Origin of the sequence: Cohnella soli (genome assembly GCF_042655525.1) — a bacterium.
GTDB classification, from domain to species: Bacteria; Bacillota; Bacilli; order Paenibacillales; family Paenibacillaceae; genus Cohnella; species Cohnella soli.
The window spans coordinates 519,867-532,735 of record NZ_JBHSMI010000028.1; the positions used below are offsets into that span (position 1 = coordinate 519,867).

Annotated in this window: 12 protein-coding genes, 1 riboswitch and 1 other annotated feature; of the genes, 4 read left to right on the forward strand and 8 right to left on the reverse strand. The window is 41.6% G+C overall.

Annotated elements, in window-relative coordinates; genetic code table 11:
• The first annotated feature begins 9 nt into the window (after nucleotides 1-9).
• A riboswitch (cyclic di-GMP riboswitch) is annotated at nucleotides 10-84 on the forward strand.
• A 142-nt stretch (nucleotides 85-226) separates the two neighbouring features.
• Entirely contained in the window at nucleotides 227-2,626 is a 2,400-nt protein-coding gene (locus ACFPOF_RS18475) for an S-layer homology domain-containing protein (RefSeq protein WP_378135281.1), read from the forward strand.
• Between the two features lie 329 nt (nucleotides 2,627-2,955).
• Here the strand turns inward: ACFPOF_RS18475 and ACFPOF_RS18480 are convergent, their stop codons facing one another.
• From ACFPOF_RS18480 to ACFPOF_RS18505, 6 genes are all read right to left on the reverse strand, one after another.
• Nucleotides 2,956-3,723, reverse strand: a complete 768-nt coding sequence (locus tag ACFPOF_RS18480) for a nucleotidyltransferase domain-containing protein (RefSeq protein WP_378135283.1) — start codon at nucleotides 3,721-3,723, stop codon at nucleotides 2,956-2,958.
• A gap of 41 nt (nucleotides 3,724-3,764) precedes the next feature.
• Nucleotides 3,765-3,969: a binding site (T-box leader), on the reverse strand.
• 184 nt (nucleotides 3,970-4,153) lie between these two features.
• Nucleotides 4,154-4,348 (reverse strand): hypothetical protein, encoded by a 195-nt coding sequence (locus ACFPOF_RS18485; protein WP_378135285.1) that lies wholly within the window; start codon nucleotides 4,346-4,348, stop codon nucleotides 4,154-4,156.
• A gap of 9 nt (nucleotides 4,349-4,357) precedes the next feature.
• Entirely contained in the window at nucleotides 4,358-5,206 is an 849-nt protein-coding gene (locus ACFPOF_RS18490; RefSeq protein WP_378135287.1) for an aminoglycoside 6-adenylyltransferase, read from the reverse strand.
• Nucleotides 5,207-5,325: 119 nt separating this feature from the next.
• Nucleotides 5,326-6,252, reverse strand: a complete 927-nt coding sequence (locus tag ACFPOF_RS18495) for an acetamidase/formamidase family protein (protein ID WP_378135289.1) — start codon at nucleotides 6,250-6,252, stop codon at nucleotides 5,326-5,328.
• A gap of 188 nt (nucleotides 6,253-6,440) precedes the next feature.
• On the reverse strand, nucleotides 6,441-6,968 hold the full coding sequence (locus tag ACFPOF_RS18500) for an RDD family protein (RefSeq protein ID WP_378135291.1): 528 nt from the start codon (nucleotides 6,966-6,968) through the stop codon (nucleotides 6,441-6,443).
• Between the two features lie 130 nt (nucleotides 6,969-7,098).
• Entirely contained in the window at nucleotides 7,099-9,819 is a 2,721-nt protein-coding gene (locus ACFPOF_RS18505; RefSeq protein ID WP_378135293.1) for a response regulator, read from the reverse strand.
• A gap of 143 nt (nucleotides 9,820-9,962) precedes the next feature.
• Between ACFPOF_RS18505 and ACFPOF_RS18510 the strand changes: the two genes are divergently transcribed.
• Together ACFPOF_RS18510 and ACFPOF_RS18515 are read left to right on the forward strand one after the other, a co-directional pair.
• Nucleotides 9,963-10,358: a DUF948 domain-containing protein gene (locus ACFPOF_RS18510; RefSeq protein ID WP_378135295.1), complete on the forward strand. Its 396-nt coding sequence runs from the start codon at nucleotides 9,963-9,965 to the stop codon at nucleotides 10,356-10,358.
• Between the two features lie 64 nt (nucleotides 10,359-10,422).
• Nucleotides 10,423-11,205 (forward strand): sigma-70 family RNA polymerase sigma factor, encoded by a 783-nt coding sequence (locus ACFPOF_RS18515; RefSeq protein ID WP_378135297.1) that lies wholly within the window; start codon nucleotides 10,423-10,425, stop codon nucleotides 11,203-11,205.
• A 66-nt stretch (nucleotides 11,206-11,271) separates the two neighbouring features.
• Here the strand turns inward: ACFPOF_RS18515 and ACFPOF_RS18520 are convergent, their stop codons facing one another.
• Nucleotides 11,272-11,526, reverse strand: a complete 255-nt coding sequence (locus ACFPOF_RS18520; RefSeq protein ID WP_378135299.1) for a YtxH domain-containing protein — start codon at nucleotides 11,524-11,526, stop codon at nucleotides 11,272-11,274.
• 106 nt (nucleotides 11,527-11,632) lie between these two features.
• Nucleotides 11,633-11,974 (reverse strand): winged helix-turn-helix transcriptional regulator, encoded by a 342-nt coding sequence (locus ACFPOF_RS18525; RefSeq protein ID WP_378135300.1) that lies wholly within the window; start codon nucleotides 11,972-11,974, stop codon nucleotides 11,633-11,635.
• Nucleotides 11,975-12,113: 139 nt separating this feature from the next.
• Here ACFPOF_RS18525 and ACFPOF_RS18530 point away from each other — a divergent pair, with 139 nt between their 5' ends.
• Complete coding sequence (locus ACFPOF_RS18530) at nucleotides 12,114-12,752, forward strand: carboxylesterase family protein (protein ID WP_378135302.1); 639 nt, start codon at nucleotides 12,114-12,116, stop codon at nucleotides 12,750-12,752.
• The last annotated feature ends 117 nt before the right edge of the window (nucleotides 12,753-12,869 follow it).

Here is a 12,869-nt window from a genome sequence, read left to right on the forward strand (position 1 = left end):
AAAAGAACCACTCGAAAAAGGCAAACCCGTCGCAAGGCGGGGACGCAAAGTCATGGGTCCCACGTGGATCGCCAGACCGCCGAAAGTGTGTTTGTGTTGCAAAGAGCAGCCGAACGCGTAATAGGCGTTGCGGCTGTTTGTGTTTTTTAAGGAGTAATGGGATTTATGGTTATTACGCTGTTCTTCTACAGTGCTAATATACACAAAACTTAGGAGGGTTCACGGCATGAGTTTGAAACTAGTTTCAAGGAAATTCGTTTCAATTTTCGTACTTTGTATGCTGATGTTTTCCGTGTTTGGAGGGAGTGCGTCGGCAAACGGGACCGGACAGGTAGACGTTGTCGTGACGACTGACAAGGCCGTATACGCCCCCGGAGAGGAAGTTATTGTTTCGGTAGGATTGAAAGATATTGCAAATGTAGCTTCAAATGGTCTGCATAGTATAGAATTTTCAGTTGGATTTAACGAGGACAAGCTAGACCCATCGAATTATGCGACATATGAAGGGATGGGCGTTTATACGTATAAAGCTGATGGATACTCTGTGGGCTCGTCTATTGCGAATTCGAATTACCAAGTGAAGACTCCTACAGCAAGTCAAGATGGGTACGGGAATATTTTCCTGCATTTTAAAGTGTCTGGAATCTCGGCTAACGACCTCATTGGAACAGGAGATGTAACTCTGTTCTCCGTTAAGCTTAAAGTTCGTAAACAAACACAGGGCTCTTTGTTGAAATTAGAGCCGGTTTTGAACTCGGTTATTTTGCAGAAGTCCGATTCAACTAAAGTGACACCAGGGTTCATCAACCCGGTAAATGCAACGGCAACAGTAACAGGACCAAGTATTATCACGGATCTTCGCCTGAATCTGTCTAAATATTTCATATACGTTGGGGAAACTTCTCAAGGTATTGCGACAGCCGAGATGAGCGATAGTTCAGAACAACGTATTACGGATGCCGGCGTGTGGACTTCTAGTAATCCATTGGTAGCGACTGTAGATCGCGTTGGCGTCATCACGGCAACTGGCCCGGGATCTGCTAATATTTCAGTATCTTATGGCGGATTTACCGACTGGTACATCATAGATGTGGGAGCACTGCCTACCGGCCCGGCTAGCGTTTCTGGAGTCGTATGGGATTTAAAAACAGGGTCCAATATGCCGGGGGTAACGGCTGCCGTGTATTCCGGACAATATAACGGAGAGCTTGGCACGCTTATTGGATCAACTGAAACCGATTCGTCGGGCAAATATGTGATAAATGACCTTGCCCCGGGAGACTTTTATTTACAATTCTCAAAAGCCGGTTATATTCCTATCGTTGTGACACCCAATGATCATACGCTAACAGCGGGTGAGAACCAAAAAATCTCTACCAAATATATGTACAATACAATTGTCAATGGAATCGTTAAAGATGAAGAAGGTAAACCGATTACCGATGTAAATGTTACGATTTCCGGAAATGGCTATGAAAACAGTTACTATTCAGATATAAACCCTCCAGGTTATTTTGAGTTTCTTAATGTCCCTGTTGGAGATAATTACGTCTTGTCCTTTTCCAGGATTGGATATGTTGATGCTCAAAGCGAGCCCATCAGTGTCGAATTTGGATATGCTACGACTGGCGAATTTGTAATGGCGAAAGGCGCGCCTTATGACACCGGGAAGTTATGGTTAGATTCTGGCGAAGTAACCATTAATGTAGGCGGAACCCATCAATCGCTTATTAAATCCATTTATAGCGACGGAACAAAGGTGGACAGAAGTAATGCAGCTGTTTGGTCAGTTGATGATCCATTGATGGCTAAGGTAGAAAACGGCTTGATTACTGGACTGACTAGAGGAACTACTGTAGTCCATGCAGTATACAACTCAAGAACCATTAACATTATCCTTCATATCGATACAGCACCGGTCGGTGGTGATGGAATCGGTGGCGGTAATGATGGAACAACTAGTCCAGCTCCAACTCCAACACCAGCTCCAACTTCAGAACCTAAAGTGAAAATGAATGAACAGATTCTAAAGGATGTAGAAAAACGAAAAGAAGAGATTATGAATGATTTGCAAAACAATAAAATTAAAGCATTCAGTGATCTTCCTAAAGACAATTGGAGCCATAACGCCGTAGAGATTGCGACTAAACTCGGGATCGTGACGGGGTACAAAGATGGAACGTTTAACGGAGCTGGCAAAGTAACACGGGCTGAGTTCGCAACCATGCTGTTTAAGGCTCTGGGAATGAAAGCTTTATCTGTTGATTCTTTCGCCGATACCCAAGGCCATTGGGCTGCAGAAGCTGTTACTGCGTTGAAGGATGCAGGAGTTATTAGTGGTTATAAAGACGGAACGTTCCACCCCGAAGGAAATATTACTCGTGGTGAGATGGTAGCTATGCTTGCAAGAATTCTTAAATTGAATGACGCGGCTAGTAACAGTAAATTTAATGATATTAAAGGCAACTGGGCAGAGAACTCGATTAACCAGCTTGCTGAAGCTGGGCTTGTATCTGGTAAAGGGGCCGGTAACTTCGATCCAAAGGGAACTGCCAGTCGTTCCGAAACTGTTGTAATGATTCTTAGAATTCTTAATGAATGCATGGAATTGAATCTCGATCTGTAAAGGGTAAGATGACGTCCGGGTAGCCATTATTCAATCGGCTACCCGGACGTTTTTTAGTATGCAACCTTTTTCCAACCGCGCTGCGGAACGCAATAATAAAATCACGCCAATTTGCTGGGATTGAATAAGAACTAACGTTCGTATAATACTGTTAAAAAGGTGATTAAAATGTTCGAGATGGAACTACATGCAGACGAAAACTGCTCCGTTTGATGTGAAACTGAAGTTGCTGATCAAAGAAGCCGAGACAAAAGCGATGGGGCGTACTTTGAACAATAAGCTGATGCGCTCGAAAAAGAAATTATACAAAGTGCGGATACAATATGGTGTTAGTCGAAGGAAGTTCTGGAAGCAGCCATTGCATTTAACGCGTTCTCAAAATAGCTATATACTTCATCTGCAATTCCCAGAAACTCTTCAACAAGTACATTACTATCCAAGTAACAAGCATACAGATAATCAACTAATGCGGAGTCAATCTCACAATAGTTTAATATGGCATTCTTCATCTTAATAATGTCATCTTGCCATACACCTGTATCTACTAAAACCAAAGAGTATAATGCACGTATTAATCTCTTAGAGTAACCCTTAATATATCTAGTTTTCATTGTGTTATCACTAGCATTGGAAAGTAAACTATGTATACGATCTACTTCCTCCTTGGTCTCTGTATTTAAGTCTAAAATAAACTCTGGAGAAATAATTATCGGTGGTACTTTTTCACCAACGTCATGACCATATATGCAAACACAAATTATCTTAACCCAAAAACCCCACTCATTTGGTTTACTTAATACATCGTCAATCGAGCAAATTATCGTATCAATCTTAGTTACTACTGGATATTCTTCCAAAAGCCTGTCTTTAATATTTGACAATCTTTCGTAATCAATATCTTTGGGATTTGCACATACAATAGTAAAGTCTGCATCTGACTTAAAAGGTTTAGCAGTTCCTTTTGGAATCGAGCCACACATATAAATGCTATGAATCTTACCTTTAAATTCGGTACGTATATTATCTATATACTTATCAACAAAATCCTTATATTCACTTTGTATTACAATTCTATTGATAACTTTTTCTAATATCATATAGACTCCTCCCAAAATAAAAAACGCCCCAAAGCCAAATGCTCTGGGACGATATTAATCGCGGTACCACCCAGGTTGCTGTATTTTCACACAGCCACCTTAATTGACTATAACGGGTCAAACCGATGGGTATTAGCCATACTCTGGAACTGGCATTTTCAATCAGTACTCTAGGGTTTTCTCAGTCATGAAACCCTTTCCTGTGAAGAGTTTAATGATTTACTTTTGTTCCATCATTGATTTACGAATATTGGATAAATATTACTCTTCCCCGTCACCTTTGTCAAGAACTTGCTCAAGAAAACTGCCCGTTACTTCAACAAACCAAAAAGGAGCCGCAACTGCAGCTCCTATGCTATCGTACCCGTTAGGACAATGCCAATCCTCATCGATTACTTGAACTATTGTACCCGTAATAAAGGAGAACACGCTAATTATTTATTGTTCCTTCGTTGATTAACCTTTCTCTATCCTTCAAAGAGAAAACTCCAGGCACCCAAGTCTCTAAATGTCCGTATCCACCAATAATATCTTCATTAATTTGATAAATGATAGCGTATAATTTCTTTCCCGTTTTGTGTTTTTCTTTCAGCAAGTAGGTTGTAATATAAATTTCTTTATTCAATAAAAATTACTATATCATCTTTTCACTTCTGATTTTGTTCAAATAACCTATCATCCCGTTTTCTTCGCTTTGATTGTAGCTGTACCCACTGTGCTCTGCAACGTGCAGGGCTGCTGTATGAAATAAATCACAGGCAGTGAATACCGATGTCCATAGATTATCGTAATCAGCATTGGAGTATGTATTTAAATACATTTCATATAAATCTGCGGGTAGGTATTTCTTGAAGTATTTACCCAACTTTCCGGCAGAGACTGAAAAGCCGGTGTTTACGCCGATATACCACTCAAGCATTTTATTGAGCATATCCCTTACATAGTCATTGAACATCTTCATGGTGTAGGGCAGTTCATTCCTGGCTATACCTTTACCTACATTGTTCAAGCACCACCAGAACTCATTGCAGCAGTCTGCAAATAGCTTTTCGGTCGGAGGCTTGATATGCCAGTGTTTGTCGTTAGGAGTCGATAGCAGTGGCAGAAACCCGTCCTTGTCCAGAAGAGTTATAGCAGGTTCACCGTCATCGATATAAGGTGTAAATTCTATGCTCAAGTCAATACGGTTTCCATCTTCAAAAATCATTAAATATGTAAAATGACCGTCACCAGCAGGGGGAAGCAGCGTCATGTTTTCCGGCATCTGCACTATGACCGGCTTGCCGAAGTGTTCTCCAATCCATTCATTATTATTGTAAAATGGTGTTACATCCTTCACAAAATAGGTAATGTCATAATCCTGGAATTTATCCTTTGAAACACTGGGGTTAGCCCGGGAACCAACCATAAGGACAGCCCTGATCCGCTCATCTTCCTTTGCAACATTTATTATCAAATCCATCATTTCCTGCTCACTACGCATTATAACCCCTCCCTTTAAAATGCTTTGATTGCTCTGCAAATCTGAGCTTTAGTTGAGCGGTGCGCAGATTAACAAAAACAAGTGATGGATCGCTTCCATCGCCGCGCTATCGTCCCCCGTTAGCGCAATGCGCCGTGGGGCAAACAAGCATGTACACCTTTGACTCCATTTACAATTTGAGTAATCCTGAGATCGATAACGGAACTGCCCAATGCCATAGCCTCTACACGATTTAGTCCATACAGCTCCCCCAATAAGTTAAGCATTTCGTTCAGTGCGATTACGGTCGCTTCGTTGAGATCCTCATGAAACCCAAAAGTAATCCATCCCGATGGTGTATTGGCTCGCGGGGTTTTTATCTGAAGATCATTCCGCAAATGGAATGTTAAATCAATAAGCTCCATTGGGCATTCAATTGCTTGGCAACTCACTTCGCCGTCTCCTTGAGCTGCGTGTCCATCTCCGGCAGCAAAAAATGCGCCATCGACAGAAATAGGAAGATACAAAACACTGCCTTTCACCAATTCCTTGCAGTCGATATTCCCGCCGCAGTTTCTCGGTGGGGAAGTAGAATGTATTCCTTCCTCATCTGGCGGCATCCCCATAATACCCAAAAAGGGCTTTAACGCAACCGTGAAAATTCTTCCATTCACTTCACACTGCCCAACCATATTCTTCTTGTCTAATCGCCAATCTAGCGTAATTTCATCATAACCAGTCAAATTCGTCTTGATATTTTGCCAGTTCGGCCATTGACCCGCAGAAGTAAACCCGTAGGATCCGGGAATGATTTCATTGATTTCCACTTCTAAAACCATTCCTTGTTTGGCGCCATTGATTTTAATGGGGCCGATTAATGCGTGTCCAGCGTTTTCATACCGTAAAAATTTCTTCGTTCGTTTGCCATCGATATCACTGCCCCAGCCCCCATCAAGAGTTTGAAATCGAACGGAATCCCCATCGTTAATCGTCAAAATCGGTGAGATATTTTTTGTAAACCAACCAAGTAATGCATCTTGATTTAAGACGATTTGATGAATAGCCATGAATTCGCCTCCGTTTTAGGGTGTTTTCTACATATTCGACAAAAAATGTCCCCAAACTCTTAAGGCTGACCTTTCTTTATGTATTTTCTTTGAACAATCCTGCCGTTAACGTACTAACGGCTGCTTCGTGGCAGCCGTTCAAGTATCCCGTTAGCGTATTTCTTTCTTAGCATGAGATCGATGAATCCTTAATTCTTGTATCTTATTACGGTCCCTGCGACAAGGTCATATACACTTTGTTTATTTTTGCTCCATAATGGACTTATCAAATAGATCAGCGCCAGAACGTAGACCACTGCCAATAATGAATTAACTAATGATTCGGGGTAATCAGAAGGAATTACCATGTGCCAAATGGCGAAATGGGCTAATTCCCAAGGGGCGAATTTAAGGGCTGAACGAAAAAGCGAAGAACCTAGTCCGATTGATTGACCGTTAATTCCAGTCACCATAACCCCCACTTTTCTTTTCCCCCATGTCGCGTGTGATTTCGATCCCTCACATATGGCAAAATAAAGATATACAGGCAGTGTAATGAATAGAAACCCAGTGAACTCGGCCGACAGAGGATTTGTCGTAAACAACGGAGTCAACAATGGCCGTATAAGAAAAGATAAGCCGATTAGTAGGATGATGTAGCCCGTAATGATAACATAATCCCATAAAAAGGCGATGATGCGGGTGCCTAAAGATACAGTTTTTAACTCTCCATGCATATGAACGACTTTCCCCCTCCAAAACAAAATAAGGAACATAATACTATTTGATTATTCGGGATTTTATTCAACTATCCTCCGTTAACGATTCTAACCTCTCCAACTCTGTCGCGAATTAGACAATGTTTCATCAATTGCCAATCTGCTTAGTCAGCCAAACCCGCAGTAGCGAGAATAATTGCTCCATTTGAAGAGGCTTACTAATGTAATCTGAGGCGCCCGCCTCTATGCATTTCTCGCGATCGCTCATCATGGCTTTGGCCGTAAGTGCAATGATGGGTATTTCCTTCATAGCCTTATGCTGCCGAATAGCTCTCATCGTTTCAAAACCATCCATAATCGGCATCATAATATCCATCAGCACCACATCATAATCGCTATTCTGCTGAATGATTTCTAAGCAATGCTTCCCGTTGTTTGCGACCGTAACAATGAACTCTTTGTTTTCCAGCGCTTTAACGAGTGCTAGAACATTTCGGGTATCATCTTCAACCAGAAGCACTTTTTTTCCTTTGAACAGAGAGGCGTCTGACGTTGAACTTGGAGCCTCCGATTCAAAAGCCGGTGCTGCCTCCTGATGAAAGGGGAGAGATACAAGCTTTTCTTTCTCCTTATCGGAGTAGCTTGGGATGTAAAGCGTGAATGTGCTTCCTTGCTGATCCTTGCTTTCAAGTACGATGCTTCCGCCCAGCAATCTCGCAAATTCGCTGCAAATGGACAAGCCGAGACCAGTTCCGCCGTATTGGCGATTCGTTTTGCCATCTGCCTGATGAAAGGCTTCAAAAATAACCTGTTGCTTGCTGGAGGGGATGCCTATTCCTGTGTCGGTTACCGAGATCGCTAATACAGTGTCACTCATTTTGGATGGCAGATACTTCCTGACATGCTCGGGGTCGGCATTTTGAATTTCAAGTGTAACCGTGCCCTTATTCGTAAATTTGAAAGCATTCGATAGTAAGTTTTTCAAAATTTGCAGAAGTCTCTGACCGTCTGTACGCAGAATGGGAGAGACATCTTCATGCACGATGACGTCGAATGCCAGATCTTTCTTCTTGGCTACAGGATTAAACATAAGACGCATATGATCTGGAATTTCCGAGACATTCACTTCATCCCACGTTAAGAGCATTTTACCGGCTTCGATTTTGGACAAGTCAAGAATATCGTCAATGAGCGTTAATAGATCATTACCGGACGAATGAATGACTTTAGCATACTCTTCTTCCTCATGGGACAGCGTGTCATTTTCATTTTCCAGAAGAATTTGCGATAAAATCAAAATACTGTTTAGCGGAGTGCGAAGCTCATGCGACATATTGGCTAAAAAATTGGATTTATATTGCGAGCTTTGTTTCAATTGCTCGGAATAGGTGAAGAGCTCTTCTCTCGCTTGTTCTAATTCCTTCGTTTTTTGCGAAGCGAACAGATTTTGCTTCTCAAGATGCTCGGTGGTCATGAGCAATTCTTCTTGCTGCATCTGAAGCTCTTCCGACTGTGCCTGAAGCGCTTCTGTTTGGGCTTGCAGCTTTTCAGTCAGAACTTGTGATTCGCTGAGCAGTCGCTCGACTTCCATACGGCTGGCAACATTGTTGATGACATCTCCAAAGTGAATCTCAATTTGCTCTAACAGCTTTAAGTGCTCTGATGTAAATGATTCTAAGGAAGCGAATTCAATAACTGCCACTACTTTGCCTTCGAACTCAACGGGTACAACCAAGATGCTATGAGGCTGAATATCCCCAAGGCTTGATTTAATGCTGATCGGATGATCTATGGTCGAGTTTAACAAAAAAGTTCGATTGTCTAATGCGGCTTGACCAATAAGGCCTTCACCCATGCGGAAGCTAGTTACACCTGTCTTATCATCAGATGCAGCATAAGATCCAATTTTGACAAGGCGCTTTTCATCTGCATATTCTCTTAGAATATAAAATAGTCCATAAGAAGCGTTAATCGTAGGTGCAAGCTTCGAAAGAAAGGAATCCGCCAACGTATTTAAGTCGTTTATTCCCTGACTCATATTCGCGACCTCTGCCACCTTGGTTTGAATCCGATTCTGTACGTTTATATTCTCAAGCAAGTTATTGGTAGCATCTGCGAGATCCTTGATTTCATCCTGGGATTCAACATGAATTCGGGCAGATAAATCACCTCCGGAAGAAGCGATATCCGTTATCGTCTTTACGACTTGTTTAATGGTTTTTACAATGGTACCGGACACGAAGAAGACAATGATAAAAGCAGCAACGGATACGAGGAACAGCATCGTATAAAGGCTGAAAATGAGAATATCATTTCTATTTTGTAATTGTAAAATTTGATCTTTTGTCGATTGGATCTCTTTTTGACGTAAGTCCTCAAGTTTTCCGCGCAGCGATTCTATGTCCTGTTTGGATATAACCTCATTAAAGAATGTAATGACCTCATCCATCTTATTTTCTCTTCGTAATGTGATGGCGGGCTCACCTATTGTGTTGATCCAGTTCTCAATCGCTACTTTTATTTCCTCTAGTTCCTTCCGTGAAGATGGGTCATCAGATACGTTGTCATAGAGCGTATTGTAATTAGCCAGCCACTCTGTTTTGCTTTTTGTATAGGGCTCCAAGTATCCCTCATCACCCGTAATGATATAGCCTCGCTGACTCGTCTCCATGTTCATGGCATTGTAACGAATCGATGTAATCAGATTAAAAACCTCTAAATCATGGCTGGTTATCGTTCTGACTTCTTCCTGTAAGGAAGAGATTCTTTCATGTACGACAAAAATGAATGCCCCTAGACAACAAATAATAAGAACGAAGCCTAGGGCCATTTTCGAACGAATATTAAATCGGATATCTCTTAGGATCATGAACTTTGAACTCCTTCCCAAGTAGATGTTTGGTCATAATTATCTTTGTATTATAGCACGCAAGAAGGAACGAACCTGGCTTGCCTGTTTCAATTCGCTTGATATGGGGTAACTAATGAAAAAAGAAAGCGGTGATGCTAGGTATGGAACTCACCATTCAGATTAGTGCTGCAGTTATAGCGATTGCCGTTATCGTTTTATTGTGCTTTCTAGTCTGGACCTTTAGAACGCTTACAGAAACGTTGAAGGAGACGAAACAAACCATTGTGCAAATCAGAACAGAGGTTACGCAAATGAGTATGGACGTAAAAGAGGCTGTTCATAATACGAATCTCATTACGAGAGATGTCCGCTTGAAGCTCAGCTCGCTTGATGGGCTATTTAACTCCTTTAACGATATCGGTAACGTCCTACAATCCTTTACCGGAGCAGCCAAAGAATGTGCGGCAAGTTCAGCAAAGGAGTCCGGTATTTTGGTTTCAATCTATGATGGAATCCTATCCGCAATTCGAATTTGGAATAAAGTCAAAAAGATATAAGCTATAATACTAGGCACAAGAGGTGATTCTCTCACCAAGCTATTTGGTAGGTAGGAGGAGATGTATGAAATCGAATTCATCCTGCTTGGATCAAAAAGAAGTCATCGAAAAGATGAAATATTATCAAAAAACGGGATGCAATGATACGGCAACTTTACTGCTTCAGCACTTTGAACCTATCGTTAAGATTGCTGCCAGCAAAATATCCCGCAGCCGGCATGATCTTTATGAAGATCTCTACCAGGTTGGCCAATTCTCGCTGCTTAGGCTGTTTAAGCAGTATGATCGATCACGGAACATTCCCTTCGAGGGCTTTGCAATGAAGAGCATCATCGGTCATCTTAAAAACTATTTGCGCGATAAATCATGGTATATACAAGTGCCAAGACGGATAAAGGAGAAAGGATTGCTTATTCAGCAGACGATCGATCACTTAACGGTGGAGCTCGGCCATTCACCCAAAGTAGAAGAAATAGCAGAGTATCTTGATCTTTCTGTGGAAGAAACGATTGAAATACTAGCCAGCCGCGAGTCCTATCACTATGTATCGCTCGATACGCCGCTATCAAGCGAAGGGGAAAATGCAGCTACCATAGTCGATCTTATCGGATCAGAGTCAGACGACTATCTCCATGTTGATAATCGACTGGATTTGGAAGAAGCGCTGGAGCAATTAAAGGATAACGAAAAAGAAGTACTGCTTCTAGGCTATTTCAATGGGAAGTCACAAAGAGACATTGCAAGCCAGTTAGGCATTTCGCAAATGAGCGTATCCCGTATTCAGTCGCGGGCTTTGGAGAAGCTAAAGACTTTGTTATCGGACATAGGTAGGGATTCGATTGATTGATTATTTTTTATAGCAAAAACCCTTTCCTTATTTTTAGGGAAAGGGTTTTTGGTCTATTGTGATGTTCTAGTTTGGTCTCTTCGCTTGGTCAACAACATCTGTGGCTTCCTCTTTGAGGGTGCCCGCGAGTTCTTTTAAATTTTTGCCTACTGTCGCAGCAACGTCTTTCGTCTTCCCGGTTATGGATTGGAATTTAGTCGAGAGATCCTCACGTAACTGCGTACCTGATTTTGGAGCTAGCAGAAGAGCTGAAATAAAACCGATTGCACCTCCTACAGCCATGCCTAGCAATACGCCATTGACATTGTTTTCTTTTGACATTTGTCATCTCTCCTTTTTTCTTAATTGCTGATCGGATGGACCAGGGGCTGTTCAAGTTCTTAATGATATGTACACATTAAATAGTTATTTGAAACAGAACTCGACATTAAACGTTCTGACTTTCCTCTTCGTTGTTAATAAGCTGATCGCTATACATTCCGCCCCACTCGGCAAGTGTCACCAGAATGGGATGTAACGAAAATCCAAGTTCGGTTAACGAATACTCTACTTTCGGTGGAACTTGATTATAGGTCGTTCTTTTTACAATACCGTCATTCTCCAACTCTCTTAATGATTGTATGAGCATCTTTTGCGTAATGTTGATAACGAGTTTTTGCAATTCGCTCGTTCGCTTTGGACCAAAATGCAAATGATACAGAATGAGTCCCTTCCACTTGCCTCCGATTACTTTTAAGCAGACTTCAAGCTGGTTGTAACAAAAAATCATCGGTATTCAACTCCTTAGTCTATGCAATTATTACTTTTAGGTTGGTATATCACAAATAAGTGCGTACTTCTCAAGACTTCACAGTCAATATACCATTAATTCGAAGCCGATGATTAATCGCAAGTAGGGAGGAATGAATATGACGCAACGAAACGTATTGGTGAATGACGGGCAAAACCTGAATTACCTATTGTATTTTCCGGAGACTATGGTGACGAATCAGATATTGCCCTTGATTATTTTTCTCCACAGTATAGATGAGAGGGGAAATGACTTAGAATTATTGAAAATTCATTCCCTTCCGCACATCTTGGACAACAAAAGCGACTTTCCTTTTATCGTTGTATCTCCGCAATGTCCTGCACAATCATTTTGGAACAATGAAACGGATAAAATAATCGCTCTAATTGACGAAATGATGAGTAATTACTCTGTAGACCCAACAAGGGTGTACTTAACGGGGATTAGCATGGGCGGTTATGGCGCTTGGGATTTAGCCACAAAATACCCCGAGAGATTCGCAGCAATTATGCCTCTTTGCGGTGGGGGAACACCCGAAAAAGCATCAGTTTTGGCCAAACTCCCGGTATGGGCATTTCATGGCGCCAAAGATGAAATCGTACCCCTGCAAGAAACGCTTAACATGGTTGAGGCGTTAAAACAATGCGGAGGAAATGTAAAGTTAACCGTATTTCCGGATGCTGGACATGATCTGACAGATACTTATAACGACCCGATGCTTTATGAATGGTTGTTACAACACACAATAGTGGGATGAGTGATTTCTTTCGCGGCCTGGAAGCGGCTAGACTGAAGAACATGATAATACAAAAAAACCAAGCTCTGATGCTCAGGAGCTTGGTTTTTGCATCTAGTCCAAAAATGTAAAAAAGTA

Bases quoted from the DNA above. Each gene is read 5' to 3' on its own strand.
- ACFPOF_RS18475 (WP_378135281.1), top strand. From the start codon at position 227: ATGAGTTTGAAACTAGTTTCAAGGAAATTCGTTTCAATTTTCGTACTT.
- ACFPOF_RS18525 (WP_378135300.1), bottom strand. From the start codon at position 11,974: ATGATTTTTTGTTACAACCAGCTTGAAGTCTGCTTAAAAGTAATCGGA.
- ACFPOF_RS18530 (WP_378135302.1), top strand. From the start codon at position 12,114: ATGACGCAACGAAACGTATTGGTGAATGACGGGCAAAACCTGAATTAC.
- ACFPOF_RS18490 (WP_378135287.1), bottom strand. From the start codon at position 5,206: ATGCGTAGTGAGCAGGAAATGATGGATTTGATAATAAATGTTGCAAAG.
- ACFPOF_RS18480 (WP_378135283.1), bottom strand. From the start codon at position 3,723: ATGATATTAGAAAAAGTTATCAATAGAATTGTAATACAAAGTGAATAT.
- ACFPOF_RS18515 (WP_378135297.1), top strand. From the start codon at position 10,423: ATGAAATCGAATTCATCCTGCTTGGATCAAAAAGAAGTCATCGAAAAG.
- ACFPOF_RS18505 (WP_378135293.1), bottom strand. From the start codon at position 9,819: ATGATCCTAAGAGATATCCGATTTAATATTCGTTCGAAAATGGCCCTA.
- ACFPOF_RS18495 (WP_378135289.1), bottom strand. From the start codon at position 6,252: ATGGCTATTCATCAAATCGTCTTAAATCAAGATGCATTACTTGGTTGG.
- ACFPOF_RS18510 (WP_378135295.1), top strand. From the start codon at position 9,963: ATGGAACTCACCATTCAGATTAGTGCTGCAGTTATAGCGATTGCCGTT.
- ACFPOF_RS18500 (WP_378135291.1), bottom strand. From the start codon at position 6,968: ATGCATGGAGAGTTAAAAACTGTATCTTTAGGCACCCGCATCATCGCC.
- ACFPOF_RS18520 (WP_378135299.1), bottom strand. From the start codon at position 11,526: ATGTCAAAAGAAAACAATGTCAATGGCGTATTGCTAGGCATGGCTGTA.